The sequence below is a fragment of the Pseudomonas sp. SB113 genome (assembly GCF_040754745.1).
GTDB lineage: Bacteria > Pseudomonadota > Gammaproteobacteria > Pseudomonadales > Pseudomonadaceae > Aquipseudomonas > Aquipseudomonas grimontii.
Window position 1 is genome coordinate 1 of sequence record NZ_JBFMHW010000004.1, and the last position, 23,362, is coordinate 23,362.

Below are 23,362 nucleotides of genomic sequence, written 5' to 3' on the forward strand. Positions count from 1 at the left end.
AGCTGTCGAGCCTTGGCGAGGCTGCGTTTGCGGCGCGTCTGACACAACGCCAACGCAGCCTCGCCAAGGCTCGACAGCTGCGAATGCCAATCCACATCAAGGCCTCCCCCCGTAGCAGCTGCTGAGCGCAAGCGAGGCTGCGTCAGGCGCGCTGCCGATTCAAGCTCGAGTCGCGGCCGACGCAGCCTCGCCGGGGCTCGGCAGCTGCTACGAATGCCAACCCCATCAAGGCCTCCCCCCGTAGCAGCTGCCGAGCGCAAGCGAGGCTGCGTCAGGCGCGCTGCCGATTCAAGCTCGAGTCGCGGCCGACGCAGCCTCGCCGGGGCTCGGCAGCTGCTACGAATGCCAATCCACATCAAGGCCTCCCCCCGTAGCAGCTGCCGAGCGCAAGCGAGGCTGCGTCAGGCGCGCTGCCGATTCAAGCTCGAGTCGCGGCCAACGCAGCCTCGCCGGGGCTCGACAGCTGCGGGGTTTTACGCGGTGCTGGATAAGACGGTATCTACGGTGGGTGAAGCCATCCAGTCCAGAAAAGCTCGAAGCCGCGTGGTGTAGTTTTCCAGCGTGGCGCCAGGGTTCCTGGCCTCAAAGAGAAAGAACGCAATGTGCGTGATCCGCTGCGGATACTCCCGGACGAACATCGCCACATGCTCTTCGAGGGTGTGCGGCCATGTCGACGCCTCTTGCGAACGCAATACCTGCGTAGACCTGATCAGCTTGCGTGAAGCCTCGCGCTGCAAGCGAAGTCGATCTGTCTCGGTATTGGCGCAGGCGATGCGCGTGAGGTAGGCGCTCAATACGGTGTGGAAATCACCATTGACCGCCAGCGCGATGTCACGGGATGGCCGAAACCGTTCGAACTGCAGCGATAGATCATTGCCCCATAGGCAGCGGCACTGGTGCTTGAGCCAGAAGCCCCAACTGTTGCGGTTTTCAGCCGCCACTACTTGCGCACGGTGGCCGATATCGAAATCCACCTTGGTGACATGCGAATGCCGCTGCTCCAGCGCACAGCGGACTACCTCCAGCCGCGCCGATAGATCCGCCGTCGCCGGCTCGCGCAGCACCAGGGTGAGGTCGAGGTCGGAAACACCGGGAGTGGCGCAGCCCCTTGCGACGCTGCCATAGAGGTAGATGCCGTCCAGGCCCAGGTCTTCCGTCGAGAGCGAGGCGCAGACATCCGCCAACAATGGCTGGTACTCACGCTGCACGGGGGTGTCGGCGACGGTGAGGATAAAGCCGTCCGCGTCGAGGCCCGTAGAAGGGTTATTCATGAGCGATGCACCTCGATCACCAGCCCCTCCTCCTCACTCGGCACGCAGAAATGCCTTGTGATTAGATCAAACTCGGCGTCCGTCGCCGCAAAATCGTGGTCGCCCCGCGCATTGCGCGCATGCAGCCGGGCGCGGCAGGTGGCGTCGTCCCGTTCGAGGTAATGCAGCCGATGCGGCACCTCGGCGGCTTGCGCCAACCCCAGCAGCCATTCGCGATTGGCCAGGGTGTTGGCCGGAAAATCCAGCACCACGTTGACCCCGGATTCAAGCAGGTTGATCACCAGCGGCCCCAACACCCCGCGAATCCGCTGGGCACAGCGCAGGTAGTCGGCAATCGAAAGGATTTCACCGGGGTACAGTTGGGCGAGCCAGGTGTCTTCGCTGAGCAGGACAGCGGCGTGTCCGGCCACCAGGGTTTTGGCAAGCGTTGACTTGCCCGAGGCGATCTTGCCGCACAGCAGGTGCAGGGTTGGCATGAAGACGGCTCCTTATGTCAGGCCCTGAGCATGCCAGCTTTCAGGCTGATTCTTAATATTTCGACACGAATTATGCTGAACTATCTGACACCTAAGGCGTTCATTTCCTATGCGCAGCCCCGACCAGGGGCGTTGTACAACAAGGAGCCGCCTTACCATGACAACCCTCCCCGCCTATCGATACACACCGGGCCCGCTGCACGCGACCCTGCTGGCCGGCAGCGTGCCGCTGTTTCTCGGAGCCTTGCTCAGCGACATTGCCTACGCCCAGACCTACCAGATTCAATGGGCCAACTTCGCGTCCTGGCTGATCGCCGGGGCGTTGGTATTCAGTGGGTTTGCGCTGTTGTTCGCACTGGTCAACCTGGTGCGTGCCCAACATAAGGCTGGGCAGCCGCTCGCGTATTTCCTGCTGTTACTGGCGACCTGGGTCGTCGGGCTGATCAACGCCTTCCAGCATGCCAAGGACGCCTACGCCATGATGCCCGCCGGCCTGGTGCTGTCGGTGATCGTGACGGTGCTGACGCTTGCAGCGACCTGGACCGGCCTGCGTTCGGGAGGCGCCCAATGAAAACGTCCAGCGCACTGACCCTGTTGAGCGCCGCGCTGTTGCTGAGCGCCTGCGGTGGCGAAGGTGACAAGACCCAGGCCCGTGGCCCCGACCCCAAGTTGCCGGAGCAACAAAGCAGCCTGTTGCCGAGCATGAAGATCGCCGAGCCCACTGCCTGGGGCGATCAGAAACCCAAGGTCCCCGACGGCTACAGCGTCACGGCCATCGCCACCGACCTGGCCATCCCGCGTCAGACCCTGGTGCTGCCCAACGGCGACATCCTGATCGCCGAAGGCCGTGGCGGCAGCGCGGCCAAGCTCAAGCCCAAGGATGTGATCGCCAGCCTGATCAAGGCCCAGGGTAATACCAAGGTCAAGGGCGGCAACCGCCTGACGCTGCTGCGCGACGCCGACGGTGACGGCACCTACGAGCTGAAAACCGTGTTCGCCGACAGCCTCAACGCGCCCTACGGCCTGGCGTTTGCCGATGGCAAGCTCTACGTGGCCAACCAGGATGCGCTGGTGCGCTTCGATTACACCGACGGCCAGACCAAGGCCAGCGGCGCGCCAGTCAAAGTCACCGACCTGCCGGCGCAGATCAACCATCACTGGACCAAATCCCTGGCGGTGAGTGCCGATGGACGCCAGCTCTACGTGGGTATCGGCTCCAACAGCAACGTGACCGAACGCGGCATGGAAGTGGAAATCGACCGCGCCATGGTCTGGCAGATCGACGCTGCGACCGGCGCGCACAAACCTTACGCCACAGGCCTGCGCAACCCCACGGCACTGACCATTCAACCCGACTCCGGCCAACTGTGGACAGTGGTCAACGAACGCGACGAGCTCGGCCCCGACCTGGTACCCGACTACCTGACTTCAGTGAAAGAAGGTGCGTTCTACGGCTGGCCCTACAGCTATTGGGGCCAGAACGTCGACCCGCGCGCGCAACCGCAGAACCCGGCCAAAGTCGCCGCCGCGATCAAGCCCGATTACAGCCTTGGTTCCCACGTGGCCGCGCTCGGCGTGGACTTCTCCATCCCGGCCATGGGCGAGCAATTTGCCGACGGCGTATTCGTCGGCGAGCACGGCAGCTGGAACCGTGACAACCCGGTGGGCTACAAGGTGATCTTCGTGCCGTTCAGCAACGGCAAGCCATCGGGTGAGCCGATTGATTTCGCCACCGGTTTTCGCGGTGACGACGGCAAGACCCGCGGGCGCCCAGTGGGTGTGACGGTGGACCCGAAAGGCGCGCTGATCATCGCCGATGACCTGGCCAACACCGTGTGGCGGGTGACGCGAAACCGATAGCGCTGCATGACAGGGGCGATGACGCCCCTGTCAGGCTTCACCCTGCAATTGCACCTTCAGCCAGTCGAGCAATGCCGTGATCTCGGCCCGACTGCCGCCGCCCTGCTGCCGGTAGACCGAAATCGCCTCGGGCAAATGCACACTCTCGGTACAGGGCCTGACCAGCGCCCCCGTTTCAATCAACCTGCTCGCGGTGCGCCGCCAGCCCATGGCGACACCATGTCCCTCCACCGCCGCCTGCAACATCAGCGGGTAACTGTCGAAGGTGGCTCCGCGCGTATCCGCGGCCACGGCCTGGTCGAACACCTGCAACCAACGGTCCCACTCCATCAAGTGCGGAGGATGGGAGCTGTGGTGCAACAAGGTGCATGCCTGCAGCCCGGCGAGCGACAGTGGTTTTGTCGTGCGCAGGTAGGCAGGGCTGCACACCGGGAACACTTCGTCAGCAGCGGTGAACATCAGCGGATGGGCGCCGCTGGCGCGGCCGGTACTTTGCAAGGCCACATCGAAGTGGTTGGTGAACTCCGTCAGGGGCCGGGTGGAGGTCACCACTTGGATTTCGATATGTGGGTATTGCTGGTGGAACGTCGACAGGCGCGGCATCAGCCAATAAAACGCTTCGCACAACTGACAGAGCAGCACCACCCGATGACTGTGCGGTGACACCCGCAGGCTGACGGCACTTTCGCTGATGCTGCGCAACGCTTCGCCGACCACCCTGCCCAGCTCCCGCCCCTCCTGGGTCAGGAACACCGCTCGGTTGCGCCGACTAAACAGCTTCACCCCCAGGTTGTCTTCCAGCCCGCGAATCTGGCGGCTGATGGCGGCCTGGGTGATGTGCAGTTCATCGGCAGCCTTGGAGAAACTGCCCAGGCGTGCCGCCGCTTCAAACGGCAACAGGCTGGCCAGGGGCGGTAGGGTCTTGCCGAGTGTATTCATAATCTGAGGTTATACATCCAGGGCCGAGAACTCGTTTGTAGCATACCCGCGTGACTGGGCACCATGGATCCATTACCTGATGGATGCCTCCAGATGAACGCTGCACAGACCTCCACTGCCGTCGGCGTGCTCCTCGCGATTGTCGCGACACTCGGCTGGGCGCTGAACTTTATCGCGCCCTACGTCACCGCTGGCTACAGCCTCTATGACCTGATGGCGGTGCGGTTTTTGATCGCAGGTGTGCTGGGCGTCATGGGGGTGCTGCTATGCCGGGCTCAGCTGCGCTTGCTTCGGCCCGGCCAGCGATACCTCGCCGCCGCCCTTGGGGCATTGGGTTGCCTGGGCTACGGCGTGTGCATCGCCGCCGGGGTGATATTCGGCGGGCCGGTAATGACCCCGGCGTTTATCGGCACAGTGCCGGTGTTGTTGGCGCTGATGGGCAACGCCAGTACCAGGACAGTCCCGTGGCGTCGACTGGCAGCGCCCTTGTCATGCCTGACGGTGGGCCTCTTGCTGTCGAACATCAGCAGCTTCCATCAGCCTTCATTGGATACACGCTCTTGGTTGGCGGGGCTGTTTTTTTCCCTGGGTGCGGTTGCTCTCTGGTTGTGGTTCAGCGTGATCAACCAAAGGCAGTTGACGCACCTTGCGGCGCAAGCCACCGGCCTGTGGACTGCTCTGATGATGGTTGGCACCGGCGTCGCTACGCTGTGCCTGCTGCCGTTCATACAGGTACTCGGCGTGTTCAAGCTGCCGACGCTCGGCTTCGGCCTTTCCCAGGCAGGCCCGCTCTATGCCTGGAGCCTGATCATCGCGGTGATGTCGACCCTCGTCGGCGCCTGGGCCTGGAACGCCGCGACCCGACGCCTGCCGATGGTACTCAGCGGCCAATTGATCGCCCTCGAATCCCTCTTCGCCACGCTGCTCGGCCTGGGTTTCCACGGGCGCTGGCCCACGCTCATGGAGGCTGCGGGCCTGGGCGCGGTGCTGATCGGCGTGGTCATGGCGATTCGGATCATGTTGACGAGCCCACGGGTGGCGGGCAGTGCTGGGATGAAGATGATGGGTGATCAAAGCCGTTGACATGCTTGCCTGAGGCAACAATATAATTGACTCAGGCAACCATCAGAGCATCCACCATGTCCACTCCCCTGCTTGTGGAACGCGCCGGCATCGTGCGCGGCTTCAATCGCTTCTATACCCATCAGATCGGCGTGCTGCAGGAACACCTGCTGCACAGCGATTATTCCCTGACTGAAATTCGCGTGATGTATGAGCTGTCGTCCCGTGGTGACCTCACCAGCGCCGACCTGTGCCAGATGCTCAGCCTCGACGCCGGTTACCTGAGCCGCCTGACCAGTGGCTTCGAGAAAAACGGCCTGATCCAGAAAGTCCGCTCCGCCACCGACGCGCGCGCGGTGCAATTGCACCTCACCGATCTCGGCCGCGCGGTCCTGGCGCCGCTGGAACAGCAGACCCAGGATGAAGTCATTGCCCTGCTCGACGGCCTGCCCGAACCTCAGCAACGGCAACTGACCGACGCCATGCAACGCATCCAGGCGCTGCTGCAAGGCAGTACGTCGAGCTACCTGCTGCGCGATCCACGGCCTGGGGATATGGGCCTGGTGGTGCAGCAGCAATCCGCGCTGTATGCCCGCGAATACCACTGGAACTGGGAGTTTGAAGCGCTGGTGGCGGAGATCGTCGCCAAGTACCTGCGCGAGTTCGACCCGACGCGGGAGCGCTGCTGGATCGCGGAGAAGGATGGCGAGGTGGTGGGTTCGGTGTTCGTCGTGCGCCATGACGAGACCACCGCCAAGCTGCGCATGCTCTACGTGGATGCCAGTGCGCGGGGCCTGGGCATCGGCCAGCGCCTGGTGGACGAATGCCTGCGCTTTGCCCGCGATGCAGGCTACACCCGCATGATGCTGTGGACCATGAGCGCCTTGACCGATGCGCGCAAGCTCTACCAGAAGGCCGGTTTCGAGTTGGTGGAAGAGGAGCCCACCTTGAGTTTCGGCAAGCAGCTGGTCAGCCAGACCTGGGCGCGCATGTTGTAGAAAAGGCGCTTGAAGGAATGGGTCTCTACACAACGTTATGGGTGATTCGACGGACCTGTGGCGAGCGGGCTTGTCCCGCGTTGGGCTGCGCAGCAGCCCCAAAACCAGGCGCAGATGAGTGCCTGAGACACCGCATCCAGCTTCATCAGGGGTGCTTCGCCCCCCAACGCGGGACAAGCCCGCTCGCCACAGAGGTCCCGGTTTGCTGCGCGACAGCGCTGCGGCGACGAGGTAGTGGGGGCTCCCCTCGCCACGGGTTTACAGGTCAGTGATTTCCTTGTGGCGCGGCACCAGCGTCTTCATCACGCTCCAGGCCACCAGGTACGCCAGCGCACAGATCGCGAACATGATCATGTAGCCGGTGTGGATGTCATTGATGGACTTGTAGTAGTCGAACACCCAGCCGCCGATCTTGGTCATCACCACGCCGCCCAGGCCGCCAGCCATACCGCCGATGCCGACCACCGAGGCCACGGTTTTCTGCGGGAACATGTCCGACACGGTGGTGAAGATGTTGCACGACCACGCCTGGTGCGCCGAGGCGCCCACACCGATCAGCAATACCGGCACCCAGAAGCTGATGTAGCCCAACGGCTGCGCCAGCAATACCACCAACGGGAACAGCGCGATCACCAGCATGGCTTTCATGCGGCCGTCATAAGGCGCATCGCCACGGGCCATGAAGTAGCTGGGGAACCAGCCGCCGCCGATGCTGCCGACCATGGTCATGCTGTACAGCACGGCCAGCGGCATCACGATATCGGCGCCTTTCATGCCGTATTGCGCCGACAGGTAGGTGGGCAGCCAGAACAGGAAGAACCACCACACGCCGTCGGTCATGAACTTGCCGAAGGCAAACGCCCAGGTCTGGCGGTAAGTGAGCAATTTGAACCACGAGACTTTTTTCTGCGCCGCGCCTGCAACCGGCGGGGTGAATGGCTGCTGCGTCTGGTCGCTGCGGATATAGGCCAGCTCTTCGGCCGACAAGCGTTTTTGCTGCTCCGGCTTTTCATACACTGCCGCCCACACCGCTACCCACACAAAGCCCAGCATGCCGATGACCATGAAGGCCGCTTCCCAGCCCCACACCCCGGCAATCAGCGGTACACAGATCGGCGCCAGGATCGCGCCGACGTTGGCGCCGGAGTTGAAGATCCCGGTGGCCAGCGAGCGTTCTTTCTTGGGGAAATATTCGGCGGTGGCCTTGATCGCAATCGGGAAGTTACCCGCCTCGCCAATCGCCAGCACCGCACGGGACAGCATGAAGCCGGCGATGGACACCGGGATCACCGCCAGGCCAATCGCCCCGCTGACCGCGGCGATGCCCTCGCCCATCGGCACCGAGAACGCATGCATGATGGCGCCGGTGGACCAGATCGCAATGGCGATCACATAGGCTGCCTTGGTGCCGATCTTGTCGACAAAGCGCCCGGCAAACAGCATGGAGATCGCATACACAAACTGGAACACCGCCGCGATGTTGGCGTAATCGGTGTTGCTCCAGCCAAATTGCGTCGACAACTGCGGCGCGAGCAGGCTGAGCACCTGACGGTCGAGGTAGTTGACGGTGGTCGCGAAAAACAACATCGCGCAGATGGTCCAGCGATAGTTGCCTACCGCTTGGCCAACGCGTTGGGCGTTGATGGGCTCGATCAAGTTCATGGCATCACTTTTTATTTTTGTTAGGTAGGACATATGTAACGTCATATGTCGTCGTACAACTGAGGCTTTTATATCGGGCCTCCTACCCGCTGTCAATCTGAAAGATTGCGGCTTTTGTGGGCTATCCGACGGATGTGAAAAGTGTCAGGTGCGGCTAGGTTGTAGGACGACAAACGCGCATGACCGTGGCGAACAGGCTTCTTGTGGCAAGCCCGCTCGCCACAGAATTCCGGATCGCCCCAGGGTAGGTGCTCACCCCGAAAACCCAGGCGATTGCAGGCAAATTGCACCCCAGGCAAAAAAACGCAAATAACGGTGAATTATTTCATGTCCGCTTGTATCTGAACTGACAGAGCGGTGCCATCGCGGCGATGGCACCTCCCCAGTTCAGCTTTAGAGTGGTCCGCATGAAATTACGTAAGAAAAGCGTCAAACCCATCGGGTTGAAAGACATCACCATCGTCGACGATGCCAAGATGCGCAAGGCGATCACCGCCGCCGCACTGGGTAACGCCATGGAATGGTTCGACTTTGGTGTCTACGGGTTTGTCGCCTATGTGTTGGGCAAGGTGTTCTTCCCCGACGCTTCCCCCAGCGTACAAATGATCGCCGCACTGGCGACCTTCTCCGTACCGTTCCTGATTCGCCCCCTGGGCGGCCTGTTCTTCGGTGCCCTGGGCGATAAATACGGACGACAGAAGGTCCTCGCCGCGACCATTGTGATCATGTCGCTGAGCACCTTCGCCATCGGCCTGATTCCCGGATATGCCTCCATTGGCATCTGGGCACCGATCCTGTTGCTGCTGTGCAAAATGGCCCAAGGCTTCTCGGTGGGCGGTGAATACACCGGCGCTTCGATTTTCGTCGCCGAATACGCACCGGACCGCAAGCGCGGCTTCCTCGGCAGTTGGCTGGACTTCGGTTCCATCGCCGGTTTCGTCCTCGGTGCCGGCGTCGTAGTGCTGATCTCCAGCGTGCTGGGCGAAGCCGACTTTGAGGCCTGGGGCTGGCGCCTGCCGTTCTTCCTCGCCCTGCCCCTGGGCATGATCGGCCTGTACCTGCGCCACGCGCTGGAAGAAACCCCGGCGTTCCAACAGCATGTCGACAAGCTCGAACAGGGCGACCGCGAAGGCCTGACCCACGGCCCCAAAGTGTCATTCAAGGAAATCGCCACCAAGCACTGGCGCAGCCTGCTGACCTGCATCGGGATCGTCGCGGCCACCAACGTGACCTACTACATGCTGCTCACCTACATGCCCAGCTACCTGTCGCATAACCTGCACTACAAAGAAAACAGCGGCGTACTGATCATCATCGCGATCATGGTCGGCATGCTGTTCGTGCAACCGTTCATTGGCTTTGTCAGCGACAAGATCGGCCGCAAGCCCTTCATCATCGCCGGCAGCATCGGCCTGCTGTTCCTGTCCATCCCGGCGTTCATGCTGATCACCAGCGGCAAGATCGGCCTGATCTTCGCCGGCTTACTGATCCTGGCCATCGTGCTTAACTTCTTCATCGGCGTCATGGCCTCGACACTGCCGGCGATGTTCCCCACGCACCTGCGCTACAGCGCGCTGGCCAGCGCGTTCAACGTCTCGGTATTGATCGCCGGTGTCACCCCTACCGCCGTGGCCTGGCTGGTGGAAAGCACCAACGACCTGTACATGCCCGCCTACTACCTGATGGTGTTTGCGGTGGTCGGCCTGATCACCGGCCTGACCATGAAGGAAACCGCCAACAAACCCCTGCGCGGCGCAGCACCGGCGGCGTCGGATATGGCCGAAGCGAAGGAATTGCTGCAGGAGCATCACGACAATATCGAGCAGAAAATCGAAGACATCGACGCCGAGATTGCCGCACTGGAAGCCAAGCGCCAGAACCTGGTGCAGCAGCATCCGCGTATCAATTAAAACCTGACCAAGCGTGGCGGCAAGGGCCGCCACGCCACTGGAGTGTTCACCATGCTTGCAAGCTTCACCGCCGCACACTCGTTACTCAGCGCCGACGAACGCGCTGCCATCGCCGAAATCGAAGCCACCACCAGCATCCTGCAATTGGTCACCCGCCTGACGGGCATGCGCTTCGCCGGCATCGCCAAGTTCACTGACCTGGAATGGATCGTATGCTCGGTGCACGACCCCCTCGACATGGGTATTCACGTCGATGACGTGCTCGACCTGGAAACCACCCTGTGCAGCGAGTTCTGCATCAACCCGCAGACCCTGTTCATCCCGCAGGTCAGCGCCAATGGGCGCTTTGCCGCACGCCCGGTGGTCAAGCAATACGCCATCGAGAGCTACGCCGGCGCGCCGATCTTCCTGCCTGATGGCCGTCTGTTCGGCGCGCTGTGTGCGCTGGATTCCCGGGCGATGCTGTTTGACGACCCCAACCTGCCGGAAACCCTCAGCCTGTTTGCGCGGCTGATCGGCTGCATCTTCTACGCTAACTTGACGCCAGGGGATCGCTGACCGGCGCTTTGCCGCGCAACACAGCCATATCGCGCTTGGGCGGCACACCAAACAGCCGACTGTACTCGCGGCTGAACTGCGACGGGCTTTCATAGCCGACCTTGAACGCCGCGCTGGACACGTCCTGATGTTCGTTCAACATCAAGCGCCGCGCCTCATTGAGGCGCAGCCACTTCTGATACTGCAACGGGCTCATCGCCGTCAGCTGGCGAAAGTGATGGTGAAAGGTCGCCGCGCTCATCTGCACGCGCGCAGCCAGCTCATCCACACGCAGAGACACGTCGTAATTGAGCTTGAGCCAATCGATTGCCCGCGCAATCCGATAACCCTGCCCATCCACGGAACAGATCTGGCGCAGTCGGCCGGCCTGGTCGCTCTGCAATAGCCGGTAGTGAATCTCGCGCTGGATCAAGGGCGCGAGCACCGGTATCGATTCAGGCTCATCAAGCAATTCAACCAGGCGCGCAAATGAGGCGAGCATGGCACCGGTCACCACACCAATCCCCACGCCTTTCATCACCGCCCGCTCCCGCGTTGGCGGCAACTCCCCCTGGGCGATCAGCTCGGCCAGGATGCGCAGGTCGAGCTTGAAGGTCAGGCCCAGGCACGGTCGGGTCGGGCTGGCCACCAGCACTTCGGAGTTGGCCGGTATATCCAGCGACGTGACCAGGAACCGTGCCGTGTCATACGGGTACCCCTCGCCGCCGACCCACAACTGCTTCTCGCCCTGGGCAACCAGCACGATGCTCGGCTCGACCATGCACACCACGGGCGTCGCGGGCTGCTCGCGCCGATAAAAGCCCAGGCCGGGGATGGGCATGGGGTAGTCGCCGGGTACGCAGACCCTTGAGCCGATGGCGTGGACCAGCACGTCCAGAGGCGTTTGATTGAGCTTCATACATAAAGGGCCCTTTGCTCTGATCGTTGGACTTTACCCCGACCGGCCCGCTTGCGTCGCCGGCAACGCGCCAGACTCAGAGGATCAGGCAAGTAATCCAGTGGAACGCACTACAGAACCCTCAGTCACACCAGGAAAATGTGCCGACCCCCTTCTCAAGGATCCATCCATGAAAAGCCTCTTGCTCACCCTGAGTCTGCTGGTGATTTCGTTCTCTACTCTGGGAGCCGACATGTCCAACGGTGCAAACAACTTCTACACAAGCGACAAGGTGACCGTCGAAAAAGTCACCTTCAACAATCAATACGGCATGCCGGTGGCGGGCAACCTGTTCGTGCCCAAACAACTCGCCCCGGCCTCGAAGAATGCCGCCCTGATCGTCGGCCACCCGATGGGCGCCGTCAAAGAACAGAGCGCCAACCTCTATGCCACCAAAATGGCCGAACAGGGCTTTGTCACCTTGTCGCTGGACCTGTCGTTCTGGGGCGAAAGCGCAGGCACACCACGCAATGCGGTGCTGCCCGACCTCTACACCGAAGACTTCAGCGCCGCCGTGGACTTCCTCGGCACCCGGCCAATGGTCGACCGTGAGCGCATCGGCGTGATCGGCATTTGCGGCAGCGGCAGCTTTGCCATCGCGGCGGCAAAGATCGACCCACGCCTCAAGGCCATCGCCACCGTCAGCATGTACGACATGGGCGCCGCCAACCGCAACGGCCTCAAGCACGGCATGACCGCGGAGCAACGCCAGCACGTGCTGGTGCAGGCGGCCAACCAGCGTTACGTGGAATTCCAGGGCGGCGAGACCCTCTACACCAGCGGCACGCCGCTCAAGCTGACCGGCAACCCGATTGGCGATGAGTTTTTCGATTTCTACCGCACACCACGCGGCGAAGTCACACCAGCCGGCGCGTCGCCGCAGACCACCACCATGCCGACGCTGACCAGCAACGTGAAGTTCATGAACTTCTATCCGTTCAACGACATCGAGACGCTCTCGCCCCGCCCACTGTTACTGATTACCGGTGCGGATGCGCACTCCCGCGAGTTCAGCGAAGACGCCTACAACCGTGCGGCCGAGCCCAAGGAGCTGGTGATCATCCCGAACGCCGGCCACGTGGACCTCTACGATCGGGTCAACCTGATCCCCTTCGCCAAGCTCACCAGCTTCTTCAAAAGTAACTTGAAGTGATCTCGATAACCCCTCACGCGCCCCGCTGGGGCGCAGTCTTCGCCCTGTCCCTGGCGGCCTTTGCCCTGGTCGCCTCGGAGTTCATGCCGGTCAGCCTGCTGACCCCGCTGGCCGCCGACCTGGGTATCAGCCAAGGCCAGGCCGGCCAGGGCATTTCGGTGTCGGGCCTGTTTGCCTTGCTCACCAGCCTGGTGATCGCCCGAGTGGCGGCGCGCGTGGATCGCAAGCGCCTGCTGGTCGCGCTGACCTTGCTGATGATCGTTTCCGGCAGCGTGGTGGCATTCGCGCCGAACTACCTGATCTTCATGCTGGGCCGCGCCCTGATCGGTGTTGCCATCGGCGGCTTCTGGTCGCTGTCGGCAGCCACTGCCATGCGCCTGGTGCCCGAGGGCCAGGTGCCGCGCGCCTTGGCAATCGTCAATGGCGGGAACGCACTGGCAACCGTGATCGCGGCACCGCTGGGCAGCTTCCTCGGTGGTTTGATCGGCTGGCGTGGTGCGTTTTTCTGCGTGGTGCCGGTGGCCGTGGTCGCGGTGCTGTGGCTGCTGTTGAGCCTGCCGTCGATCACGCCCCGCAGCCAGGCCGACAACGGCAACCTGTTGCGCTTGATCAAGCGTGCCCCGGTGGCCCTGGGCATGCTGGCCGTCAGCGTGTTTTTCATGGGCCAGTTCATGCTGTTCACCTACCTGCGTCCGTTTCTGGAAGGTGTTACCCAGGTGAGTGTGTCGCTGCTGTCGTTGATGTTGCTGGTACTCGGGCTGGCCGGCCTGGCGGGCACGCTGCTGATCGAGCGCTTGCTGAAGCACAGCCTGTACCCCACGCTGATTGCCATTCCCGTATTGATGGCGTTGATTGCCCTGGCGTTGGTGGCGTTCGGCAGCTCGACCGTTATCACCGCCGCGCTCCTCGGTGTGTGGGGCCTGGTGGCCACCGCCGCGCCGGTGGGCTGGTGGACCTGGCTGGCAAGAACCCTGCCTGACGATGCCGAGGCAGGGGGCGGCTTGATGGTCGCAATCATCCAATTGGCAATCGCTGGCGGTGCGACGCTGGGCGGCGTGGTGTTTGACCTGTCCGGCTACCAGGCAACGTTTGCCTTGAGCGCCGCGCTACTGTGCATCGCAGCGATGCTCGCCTGGGCCGCTGCACGCGTCAGTCAACGCGCGCTGTCGATGATCTGTCCGCCATCCGGTGTCAGGCTGTAGCCGGTGATGAACTGCGCGTCCTGGCTGGCCAGGAACAGCGCCACGGGGGCGATGTCGTCTTCCGGCGAACCATAACGCCCGAGCACATTGGTCGGCGCCGGGGCGTCATAGCTATCGCCCCAGGTATCGGCCACCGGCAGCAGGTTATTGACGGTGATGTTATCCACGCCCCACTCCCGCGCGGCCGAACGCGTCAGTGCACGTACCGCCTCCTTGGCCATGTTGTAGGGCGCGTAGCCTTGCATGCCGATGATGCCGGCCAGCGAGCCGAAGTTGATCACCCGCCCAGCGCCGCTGGCCTTGAGGTACGGGTAGCAGGCTTGCATGGTGCGCAGGTAGGCGATCGGGCCCATGTCCAGGTTGCGTTGCAGTTGTTCGACCGGCAGCTCGAGCACCGAGGAAAACACCACCGACGGGTCGAATGCATTGTTGACCAGGATGTCGATGCCGCCATAGGTGGCCACGACGTTCGCTACCGCCGCGCTGACCTGCGCCGCATCGGCCAGGTCGCACACCACGCCAAGCGCGGTGCCGCCGGCGGCCTGGATGTCGGCCACCACCCGCGCGACATTTTCCGGAGTGCGCGACACCACGGCGACCTTGGCGCCCTCGGCCGCGAACAGTTTGGCCGTGGCGCGGCCGATACCGCGCCCGGCACCGGTGACGATCGCGACTTTTGCGTTGAGTCGGGACATGTGTGTTCTCCAATCTATGGGGGCTGAATTTCAGCTAAGATCGGCGCCAAGATGAATTCGCACAAGTAGGATGAAAAAGTGGCAGTTAGTATGGAAAACCAGACTAAAAGCGTTGAAAAACTCAATATGCATGAAGAAATGCGGCGTGCCTTCGCGCTGCTTTCGGGCAAGTGGAAACTGGAGATCATGTGGCTGTTGAATCAGCGCGTTTACCGCTTTGGCGAGCTGCGCAAGGCGATCAGTGGCATCACCCAGCACATGCTCACCGCGCAACTGCGCGAACTGGAAAACGACGGTCTGGTAACCCGCACCGTATTTGCCGAAGTACCGCCTCGAGTCGAATATGAAATGACCGAAAAGGCCCGTGCACTGGGGCCGACGATGCAGGCGTTGATGCAGTGGTGGAGCGAGTACGGCGACAGCGTTCCAGTGAAGCCCAACCCTCGGGGGCGCACGGCGCTGAAGCGCTAATTATTTTGCCCAGGCCGCCGATACCCAGGCATATCCCTTACTTGCAGCGACGTCCTGCGGGAAACTATGCCGAACTCTCTCGCCCCTATTGTGCGCAAGCTCTCCAATCGCACCAGCCTGTCGCTGACACGGACGTCGCTGTTCAATTTCATGGTCTTGCTGGCCCTGGTATTTACAGCGGCCGCGTACTCGCTGGTTTACCTCGCCCATGAGCTGGACCACGCCGAGCAGGAAGAAAGCGCGTTCTACACCCGTAAAGCGGTGCAATCCCTGGAGAAGTCCCTGCGGGTAACCGTCAAGGATTACGCCTTCTGGAGCGATGCCTACAAGCACCTGCACATGCAGGTCGATACCGATTGGGCCTACACACGCGGCAACGTCGGGCCCACGATGTATGAGGACTTCGGTTTTCAGGGCCTGTTTGTGGTCAACGACGACAACCGCACGGTTTACTCGGTGATCAAGGGCGAACTGCAAACCATCGATCTCTCGCAGTGGCTCGACCAACCCCTGACCGAGATTATCGAGCAGGCGCGCGCCGGGGCTGAAAACGAAACACCGGTCACGGCCTTCATCAACGTTCGCGGCAGCCCCGCGCTGGTGGCCGCTGCCGCGATCACGCCCGGCACCGACCCCACGGTCGAGCCCGATGGCCGGCCGGCCTCGGTGTTGATCTTCGTCGACGTCCTCAACAGCGCCAAACTGACGGCGATCGGCGATGATTTCGGCGTGGGCAAGCTGCATGTCGCCACGCCCGATGACATCGGCAAGACCCTGGTTTTCCCCCTCGGCGATAACGGCGCCGCCGGTAGCCTGCACTGGGAGCCTGCGCGACCCGGCCTGCGGCTGATGGGCGTAGGCCTGCCGCTGCTGGGGCTGGCGGCGCTGCTGGTGTGCCTGATGACCTGGGTGATTCTGCGCCGCACCACCGCCGCCGCCCTCGCCCTGGACGCCAGCCACACCTCACTGCTGGACAGCCAGAATGCCCTGGCCACCAGCGAAGCACGCTTTCGCGATGTGGTGGAGGCGAGTTCCGACTGGGTCTGGGAGATCGACGCCGATTGGCGTTTTACCTACCTGTCGGAGCGCTTCGAAAGCGTCACCGGCCTGGCCCGCCAAGCCTGGCTCGGGGCTGCGATGAGCGACCTGCTGGACACCGAAGCCGGCCTGCTGTCGCAATGGTTGAGCACCCCGGGCCGGCGCGTGGACATCAGCGTGCAGTGTCGCTATATGGACGCCCAGGGACAGGAACGCACCACCCGACTGTCGGCGCGGGAAATGCCCTGCGGCGGTTTTCGTGGTACGGCCACCGATGTGACTGAAGAAGTCGAATCCCGCCGGCGCATCGAATACCTGTCCCAGCACGACACCCTCACCGGGCTGCCCAACCGCACGCGCCTGCAAGCGTTCCTGGACGGCAAACTCAAGGCCCTGCCCACTGCGGAGCAGCCGCTGGTGATGCTCAGTCTCGACCTGGACCGGTTCAAGCCGGTCAATGACCTGCTCGGCCACGCTGCGGGTGATCGGGTGCTCAATGAAGTGTCCGGCCGCCTGGCCGACTGCGTGCGCCATGGTGATCTGGTCGCCCGCGTCGGCGGCGATGAGTTTGTGCTGATCCTCAGCGAAGCCGGCACCCCGGACGAAGTCGAAAGCCTGTGCAGTCGCTTGATCGAGTCCATCGAGCAGACGATCAAAATCGACGAACAAGAGGTGTTCATCAGTGCCAGTATCGGCATTGCCATGGCCCCCAACGACGCCAGCGACGCCACCGAACTGCTGCGTTATGCCGATATTGCGCTGTATGAGGCCAAGGCTGCCGGGCGCAATACCTGGCGCTTTTACTCCGGGGAAATGAATACGCGGATCATCGAGCGGCGGCGCCTGGAGAGCGATCTGCGCTTCGCGATCAAGCACGCCGAACTGCGCCTGCATTTCCAGCCGCGCTACCGGATTGCCGATGGGCAGATGGTCGGCGCCGAAGCCCTGGTGCGCTGGCAGCATCCGGTGCGCGGCCTGATCGCGCCGGACACCTTTATTCCGATTGCCGAAGAGTCGGGGCTGATCCTGTCGCTGAGCGACTGGGTGCTCGAAACCGCGTGTGCATGCGCGGCACAGTGGCCGGACACGCTGTTCGTCTCGGTGAACCTGTCACCCACCGAGTTCAAGCGCGGCAACCTGGTGGAGCGCGTGCGCTACGCCCTGGACGCCTCCGGCATCGACCCTGCTCGCCTGGAGCTGGAAATGACCGAAAGCGTCATGCTCGAGGATGCCGTCGGCGCACTTGAGGTGATGCGCACGCTCAAGCAGCTGGGCATCCGTATTGCCATGGATGACTTCGGCACCGGCTATTCGTCCCTGAGCTACCTGCGTGCGTTCCCGTTCGATGGTTTGAAAATCGACCGCAGTTTCCTGACCCGACTGGAGGACAGTGCCGACGACAAGGCGATCATCCAGGCCATCGTGGGCCTGGGTCGCGCCCTCGCGCTGACGGTCACCGCCGAGGGCATTGAAACCGCCGAACACCTGGCCCTGCTCAAGGCGGTGGACTGTGAAGAGGGCCAAGGCTACTTCCTCAGCCGGCCGCTGGACCTCAATGCCTTCAATAGCCTGCTGGACGTGTATACCGACGGCGTCAGCGGAAAAAATGACTCGGCGTCTTGCCAAACTGTTTCTTGAACATGCTGGTAAAGGCGCTTGGGCTTTCGTAGCCCAGCTCCAGGGCCACGTCGATAATCTTCTGACCCACCGCAATGCGCTCCAATGCCAGCAGCAGCCGCGCCTGCTGGCGCCATTGGCCGAACGTCATGCCGGTTTCCTTGCGGAACAGGCGCTGGATGGTTTTCTGGTCGAGCGCCAGGCGCTCGCTCCAATCCGCCACGGTGGAGGCGTCGCCCGGATCATCCTGCCACGCCAGGCAGATCTGGTTGATTCGCGGGTCGGCCGGTTGCGGCAGCGACAGCGGCAAGGCCGGCAACAGCGCGAGTTCGTCGAGGATCAGGTGCATGATCCGTGCATCCCGTGAGTCTTCGGCATACGGCGGTTTCAAACTCACCGAGGCCTTGATCAGCTCGCTCAGCAGCGGCGAGATACTCACCGCCTTGGTCTCGGTCGGCAGGTTGGGGAAACTGTCGGGGCGTACAAACACGCTGCGCATCTTCAGCGCGCCCACACAGCGCAGGGAATGCACATGCCCGCAGGGCATCCAGAAGCCGCGATTGGGCGGCACCGTCCATTGGTTGTGCGCCGAATGCACCACCATCACGCCTTCGGTGGCGTAGAGTAATTGGTGCTTCTCGTGGCTGTGTTCGGGGATCACCCAGTTTTCCGGATAATCGGTGGCCGAACTGATGACGGCCCAGGCGCCCTCATCGATCTCCTGCAAAAATTTATCCAGTGATTTGATCATTTCGCCCTTTTTACGATGGTTGCCGCCCGAATTACGCGAGACAGGCATTTTTGCCGAATCTAGCATAAGCTCCGAAACATTAGCTCCGAAACAAATTGAAATAGGCCGCGAGCTTAAGTACTCGCTGCCCCAGTTCGCTGCCTTGTATGGAATGCCTGCATGTCGACCTTGACCGCATCACCTGCCGCTACATCGAGTCCGCCTCAAGTAAGCCCGTTAGTCATGCGTATCCTCGGCGCCTGCGCCCTGGCGCATCTGATCAACGACCTGATCCAGGCCGTTCTGCCGTCGATCTATCCGATGCTCAAGGCCAATTACGGGCTGAGCTTTACCCAGGTCGGCCTGATCACCCTGACCTTCCAACTGACCGCCTCGCTGCTGCAACCCTGGATCGGTTACCACACCGACCGGTATCCCAAGCCGTGGCTGCTGCCGGCGGGCATGGTCTGCACGCTGGTCGGCATCCTGATGCTGGCGTTTGTCGGCAGCTTCCCGGCGATCCTGCTGGCGGCAGCCCTGGTGGGCGTCGGCTCATCGACCTTCCACCCGGAAACCTCGCGCGTCGCGCGCCTGGCCTCCGGCGGGCGCTATGGCCTGGCGCAATCGACCTTCCAGGTCGGCGGCAACACCGGCAGCGCGTTGGGGCCGCTGCTCGCGGCGGCGATCATCATTCCCTATGGCCAAGGCAACATCGCCTGGTTCGGACTGTTTGCCGTGTTCGCGATCCTGGTGCTGTACGGCTTGAGCCGCTGGTACCGCAACCACCTCAACCTGTTCAAGCTCAAGCAAGGCGGCAAAGCCACCCACGGCTTGTCCAAAGGCCGCGTGACGTTTGCCCTGGTGGTGCTGGCGGTGCTGGTGTTCTCCAAGTACTTCTACATGACCAGCCTGACCAGCTACTTTACGTTCTACCTGATTGAAAAATTCCACCTGTCGGTATCGAGTTCCCAGATGTACCTGTTCCTGTTCCTCGGTGCGGTGGCCGTAGGCACCTTCGCGGGTGGACCGATCGGCGACAAGATCGGGCGCAAGAAAGTCATCTGGTTCTCGATCCTCGGCGCCGCGCCGTTCACCCTGGCCCTGCCCTACGTCGACCTGTTCTGGACCGCCGTGCTCAGCGTGGTGATCGGCTTTATCCTCGCCTCGGCGTTCTCGGCCATCGTGGTGTTCGCCCAGGAACTGGTGCCCGGAAACGTCGGCATGATCGCCGGGATCTTTTTCGGCCTGATGTTCGGCTTCAGCGGGATTGGTGCGGCCTTGCTCGGCCTGCTCGCCGACAGCCACGGCATCGAGTACGTCTACACGCTGTGTTCGTTCCTGCCGCTGGTGGGGATCCTGACGATACTGCTGCCGTCGACCAAAGGCGTCTAGACCGCCGATTATCGGATGGCTGTATGCCATTATCCTTTGTGCTCTGAAAAACCTGCGTGTGCGCTTACAATCCCGGTCTAAACGCACACCCAGGCAGACCCGGCACGAAATGACGCTCGACCCTCCCACGATTTTGGCACTCACGGTTGCCCTGGCCGCCGCTGCCGCCCTGTACCTGGCTATCGAATGGCGCAGCGTGCGCGAACCTTCGCTGTTGTTCTGGAGCGCCGGTTTCGCCACCATCACCGTCGGCTCCACCCTGGCCCTGCTGCGCATCAATGGCTACTTGCTCATCGGCATCTGGTTTGCCAACGGCTTGCTGGTGGCCGCGCACTGCCTGTTTTTGCTCGGTGTCGCACGTTTTACCCATGTGCGCCTGTCACCGCTGTGGCTGCTGATGCTGGTCGTCTGGCTGGGCATGCTGATGCTCCCGACCGACCTGCCGTGGTCCAAAGCCATGCTGGGCGTGCAGTCGCTGCTGGTCGCGCTGCCGACCCTGCGCGCCAGTTTCCTGCTGCGCCCCCATGGCCGATCATTGAGCATCGGCGCGGTGCAACTGCGCTATGTGCTGCTGATCCACGGAGTGTTCTACGTGGCCAAGGCGCTGTCGGTGGTGATCCCCGGCACCTTGATCGACCTCGCCGCGTTCAAGGGCGAGATCATCCAGGTGTCCCTGGTGGAAGGCGCCATGGCGATCATGCTGATTGCGCTGTCGATGACCGGCTCCGAACGCTACCGCCGCGAGCAGCAGATCGCCCGCCTCGCCGCCCGCGACCCGCTCACCGCCCTCTACAACCGCCGCGCCCTGGACCTGCGCGCGCCGCGCCTGCTGGCCCAGGTGTCGGCGCAACACCCGGGTGCCCTGCTGCTGATCGACATCGACAACTTCAAGTCGGTCAACGACCTCCACGGCCATACCGCCGGCGACCGCCTGCTGATCGCATTGAGCGAAATGATCCGCGGCGTGGTCCCCCAAGGCGCATTGGCCGCACGCCTGGGTGGGGACGAATTCGTGATCCTGCTGCACTCGGCCTCGACCGAGCAGATCGTTGAACTGGGCAGCAGCCTGCGCGAACAGTTTCAGCAACTGGCCGCGCATACCTTCACCACGCCTGCGCCGGTGACCCTGAGCATTGGCGCCAACCTGTTCGACCAACCGCAGGCCAGCCTGGCAGCACTGATCGAACAGGGGGACACCACGCTGTATGAGTCCAAGCGTGGCGGACGGGATTGCATCCGGTTGGTGGATCGGACGGGGTCTGGTTCCTACAGCGAAAGGTCGTAATTGACCGCCACACTGCACCCCGTCCTCACCGACTCCAACGCACAATCCGCCAGATGCAGCGCATACAACCCATCGCGCACGCTGGTGGGCAGTGCCTGACCGTTGTTCAGCGCATCGATAAACTGGGTCAGCTCATTGCGATAGGCATCCGCGTAACGCTCCAGAAAGAAGTGCTGCAACGGTTCCAGCGCTTCGGTGTGGTCGGCGCTCCAGTGGCGCAGGGTGCTGGGGCGATGGTTGTCGGTGAGCAGCACACCCAGCGCGCCGGACACCTCCACCCGCTGGTCGTAGCCGTACACCGCCTGGCGGCAGCAGTTGATATGGCATTGCTTGCCGGAGGCGGTGCGCAGCAGGACCATCACGCTGTCGTAGTCGTCAATCTGTTCCAGGCTCGGGTCCACCAGGCGGCTGGCGATGGCGCTGACCTCCACCGGTTCCTCGCCGAGCAGGTGGCGGGCGGTGTCGAAGTCATGGATGGTCATGTCGCGCAGGATGCCGCCGGAGTGTTCCAGGTAGTCACGCGGGGCCAGGCCTGGGTCGCGGCTGGTGATGATCACTTGGCGCACTGCGCCGATCTGGCCGGCATCCAGGGCCTGGCGCAGGCGTAGCATGTCGGGGTCGAAGCGGCGATTGAAGCCGAGCATCACCTTGCCGCCCTGGCGCTCCACGGCCTGGGCGGCGCTGCGGGCCTTGGCAATATCGAGGTCGATGGGCTTCTCGCACAGTACCGCCTTGCCCTCGGCGACCGCCGCCAACAGCAGGTCGATATGGGTGTCGGTGGGGGTGCCGATGACCACGGCGTCGATATCTTTGCGCGTGAGGACGGCGGCGCAATCGTAGGCCGCCTCGCAGCCCAGTTGGCTGCTGAGCGCATCGACGCCTTCGCGCCAGGGATCGGCCACCAGCACCAGCGTGGCATTCGGGTGGGCGGCGACATTGGCGGCGTGGATCTTGGCGATGCGCCCGGCACCTAGGACGGCGATACGTAGCATGGTTGAACTCCTGATTTTGTTGTTTGGGGGGAGTGCTCAGTCCGGCAGGTTGAACGGGGTGACGATCTGCACCTGTGACGGTGCAATCGGCCCGGCCTTCCACAACCGGTGGTATTGCAGGATGTGCAGGAACACGTGGCGGGCATCGATCTGCAGGTTGTGATCGATGATCGCGGCGATTTTTTCGTCCAGCAGCAGTTGGCGGTTTTCTTCGTCGAGGTCGTGGCCGATAAACACCTCCAGCGGGCGATCAAGGGCGGCGAAGGCATCGACAATCGCACGGTTGCCGCCGCCGACGCTGTACACCGCCTTGAGGTCGGGATGCTGTTGCAGCGCCTGGGTGACCCGTTCGAAGGTGCGCGGGTACACGCCATAGCCGCCGCTGACGTCCAGCACCCGCAGGTGCGGGGCACGCCCGCGCAGCCAGGCACGGAAACCCATCTCGCGCTCTTCTTCACCACGGAACAACTCGCTGCCGATCACCACCGCCACGTCCTGGGGCAACGCTGGCAGCCAGCGTGACATCAGATAGGCGGCGGTCTGGCCGGCGGTGCGGTTGTCCATGCCGACGTAGCCGATGCGCTCGCTATGCGGCAGGTCCGTCACCAGGGTCACCACCGGGATGCCCGCCGCGATCAGGTGCTTAACGGCCTGGTTCACCGCCGGCTCGTCGGCGGCCTTGAGCACCACGCCCTGGCTGCCGGTGTCGAGGCAGCGCAGCAACTGATCGTGCATGGCCTGGGGCTCGATTTCTTCGAACAAGTGAAAACGCGGGGCGATGCGAAACGGCGCCAGGCTGGCCAGTTGCGCGGTGATCGCCGCCTGCACCGCGGCGCTGAAACGCTGAGGGGTGTGCATGATCACGTCGACATGGAAGGTGCGCCCTACCGCCAGGCCGTTTTTCTCCTGGGATTCCAGTTCATCCAGCGCCTGCTCGATACGTCGGCGAGTCTGGCCGTGCACGCTGCCGCGCTGATGCAGCACGCGGTCGACCGTGGCCTTGCTCACGCCCGCCTGGGTCGCGAGTTGCTTGATGGAGAAGTGTTTGGCGCGTTCGAGCATGGGTTTCGCCTGAGGTTTTTATGAGGTCTTTTTTAGGTATTACTGAGGTTTT

General features: G+C 62.7%; 21 protein-coding genes. 12 read left to right on the forward strand and 9 right to left on the reverse strand.

The genetic code is table 11. From position 1 onward, the window contains the following. Positions 1 to 473 precede the first annotated feature (473 nt). Together AB1462_RS06620 and AB1462_RS06625 are read right to left on the reverse strand one after the other, a co-directional pair. Positions 474 to 1,271: a nucleotidyltransferase domain-containing protein gene (locus AB1462_RS06620; protein ID WP_367246402.1), complete on the reverse strand. Its 798-nt coding sequence runs from the start codon at positions 1,269 to 1,271 to the stop codon at positions 474 to 476. After that, a complete protein-coding gene (locus tag AB1462_RS06625; protein ID WP_090403601.1) occupies positions 1,268 to 1,747 on the reverse strand; it encodes an ATP-binding protein in 480 nt (159 codons plus the stop codon). The genes AB1462_RS06620 and AB1462_RS06625 overlap by 4 nt, the downstream gene beginning before the upstream one ends. 157 nt (positions 1,748 to 1,904) lie before the next feature. Here AB1462_RS06625 and AB1462_RS06630 point away from each other — a divergent pair, with 157 nt between their 5' ends. Beyond that, positions 1,905 to 2,318 (forward strand): DUF2231 domain-containing protein, encoded by a 414-nt coding sequence (locus tag AB1462_RS06630; RefSeq protein ID WP_367246404.1) that lies wholly within the window; start codon positions 1,905 to 1,907, stop codon positions 2,316 to 2,318. After that, a complete protein-coding gene (locus AB1462_RS06635; protein ID WP_367246405.1) occupies positions 2,315 to 3,607 on the forward strand; it encodes a sorbosone dehydrogenase family protein in 1,293 nt (430 codons plus the stop codon). The genes AB1462_RS06630 and AB1462_RS06635 overlap by 4 nt, the downstream gene beginning before the upstream one ends. Before the next feature lie 30 nt (positions 3,608 to 3,637). On the opposite strand, the gene AB1462_RS06640 is transcribed toward AB1462_RS06635, so the two are convergent. Further along, a complete protein-coding gene (locus tag AB1462_RS06640; protein WP_259193019.1) occupies positions 3,638 to 4,546 on the reverse strand; it encodes a LysR substrate-binding domain-containing protein in 909 nt (302 codons plus the stop codon). Between the two features lie 93 nt (positions 4,547 to 4,639). On the opposite strand from AB1462_RS06640, the gene AB1462_RS06645 reads away from it, so the two are divergent. Both AB1462_RS06645 and AB1462_RS06650 read left to right on the forward strand, forming a co-directional pair. Further along, the gene (locus tag AB1462_RS06645; RefSeq protein WP_367246406.1) at positions 4,640 to 5,629 is read left to right on the forward strand and encodes a DMT family transporter; all 990 of its coding nucleotides are present in this window, start codon (positions 4,640 to 4,642) and stop codon (positions 5,627 to 5,629) included. Positions 5,630 to 5,685: 56 nt separating this feature from the next. Continuing rightward, on the forward strand, positions 5,686 to 6,606 hold the full coding sequence (locus AB1462_RS06650) for a GNAT family N-acetyltransferase (protein ID WP_367246407.1): 921 nt from the start codon (positions 5,686 to 5,688) through the stop codon (positions 6,604 to 6,606). 258 nt (positions 6,607 to 6,864) lie between these two features. On the opposite strand, the gene AB1462_RS06655 is transcribed toward AB1462_RS06650, so the two are convergent. Next, positions 6,865 to 8,268 (reverse strand): MFS transporter, encoded by a 1,404-nt coding sequence (locus AB1462_RS06655; RefSeq protein ID WP_090403589.1) that lies wholly within the window; start codon positions 8,266 to 8,268, stop codon positions 6,865 to 6,867. Between the two features lie 407 nt (positions 8,269 to 8,675). Here AB1462_RS06655 and proP point away from each other — a divergent pair, with 407 nt between their 5' ends. Next, positions 8,676 to 10,178 (forward strand): glycine betaine/L-proline transporter ProP, encoded by a 1,503-nt coding sequence (proP, locus tag AB1462_RS06660; RefSeq protein ID WP_090403587.1) that lies wholly within the window; start codon positions 8,676 to 8,678, stop codon positions 10,176 to 10,178. Positions 10,179 to 10,229: 51 nt separating this feature from the next. Next, positions 10,230 to 10,736, forward strand: coding sequence for a GAF domain-containing protein (locus AB1462_RS06665; RefSeq protein WP_259193022.1), 507 nt, complete (start codon positions 10,230 to 10,232; stop codon positions 10,734 to 10,736). Here AB1462_RS06665 and AB1462_RS06670 read toward each other — a convergent pair. Further along, positions 10,711 to 11,634: an AraC family transcriptional regulator gene (locus AB1462_RS06670; protein ID WP_315337897.1), complete on the reverse strand. Its 924-nt coding sequence runs from the start codon at positions 11,632 to 11,634 to the stop codon at positions 10,711 to 10,713. The two genes, AB1462_RS06665 and AB1462_RS06670, sit on opposite strands and share 26 nt — an antisense overlap. Before the next feature lie 169 nt (positions 11,635 to 11,803). On the opposite strand from AB1462_RS06670, the gene AB1462_RS06675 reads away from it, so the two are divergent. Continuing rightward, the gene (locus AB1462_RS06675) at positions 11,804 to 12,826 is read left to right on the forward strand and encodes an alpha/beta hydrolase (RefSeq protein ID WP_367246410.1); all 1,023 of its coding nucleotides are present in this window, start codon (positions 11,804 to 11,806) and stop codon (positions 12,824 to 12,826) included. After that, on the forward strand, positions 12,823 to 14,028 hold the full coding sequence (locus tag AB1462_RS06680; protein ID WP_367246412.1) for an MFS transporter: 1,206 nt from the start codon (positions 12,823 to 12,825) through the stop codon (positions 14,026 to 14,028). The genes AB1462_RS06675 and AB1462_RS06680 overlap by 4 nt, the downstream gene beginning before the upstream one ends. Here the strand turns inward: AB1462_RS06680 and AB1462_RS06685 are convergent. After that, entirely contained in the window at positions 13,980 to 14,723 is a 744-nt protein-coding gene (locus AB1462_RS06685) for an SDR family NAD(P)-dependent oxidoreductase (RefSeq protein WP_090403574.1), read from the reverse strand. The two genes, AB1462_RS06680 and AB1462_RS06685, sit on opposite strands and share 49 nt — an antisense overlap. A gap of 138 nt (positions 14,724 to 14,861) precedes the next feature. Between AB1462_RS06685 and AB1462_RS06690 the strand changes: the two genes are divergently transcribed. Both AB1462_RS06690 and AB1462_RS06695 read left to right on the forward strand, forming a co-directional pair. Continuing rightward, positions 14,862 to 15,194, forward strand: coding sequence for a helix-turn-helix domain-containing protein (locus AB1462_RS06690; RefSeq protein WP_208603998.1), 333 nt, complete (start codon positions 14,862 to 14,864; stop codon positions 15,192 to 15,194). A gap of 66 nt (positions 15,195 to 15,260) precedes the next feature. Beyond that, entirely contained in the window at positions 15,261 to 17,870 is a 2,610-nt protein-coding gene (locus AB1462_RS06695; RefSeq protein ID WP_090403570.1) for an EAL domain-containing protein, read from the forward strand. On the opposite strand, the gene AB1462_RS06700 is transcribed toward AB1462_RS06695, so the two are convergent. Continuing rightward, positions 17,827 to 18,648, reverse strand: a complete 822-nt coding sequence (locus AB1462_RS06700) for a helix-turn-helix transcriptional regulator (RefSeq protein ID WP_259193026.1) — start codon at positions 18,646 to 18,648, stop codon at positions 17,827 to 17,829. The genes AB1462_RS06695 and AB1462_RS06700 overlap by 44 nt on opposite strands. A 111-nt stretch (positions 18,649 to 18,759) precedes the next feature. On the opposite strand from AB1462_RS06700, the gene AB1462_RS06705 reads away from it, so the two are divergent. Continuing rightward, positions 18,760 to 19,971 carry an MFS transporter gene (locus AB1462_RS06705; RefSeq protein WP_090403567.1) on the forward strand — a complete coding sequence of 404 codons (1,212 nt, stop codon included), beginning with the start codon at positions 18,760 to 18,762 and terminating at the stop codon, positions 19,969 to 19,971. A gap of 109 nt (positions 19,972 to 20,080) precedes the next feature. Beyond that, positions 20,081 to 21,256, forward strand: a complete 1,176-nt coding sequence (locus tag AB1462_RS06710; protein ID WP_259193027.1) for a GGDEF domain-containing protein — start codon at positions 20,081 to 20,083, stop codon at positions 21,254 to 21,256. Here AB1462_RS06710 and iolG read toward each other — a convergent pair. Continuing rightward, on the reverse strand, positions 21,238 to 22,248 hold the full coding sequence (gene iolG, locus AB1462_RS06715) for an inositol 2-dehydrogenase (RefSeq protein WP_315337894.1): 1,011 nt from the start codon (positions 22,246 to 22,248) through the stop codon (positions 21,238 to 21,240). The genes AB1462_RS06710 and iolG overlap by 19 nt on opposite strands. A 36-nt stretch (positions 22,249 to 22,284) precedes the next feature. Continuing rightward, positions 22,285 to 23,310, reverse strand: coding sequence for a LacI family DNA-binding transcriptional regulator (locus AB1462_RS06720; protein WP_367246413.1), 1,026 nt, complete (start codon positions 23,308 to 23,310; stop codon positions 22,285 to 22,287). Positions 23,311 to 23,362 lie beyond the last annotated feature (52 nt).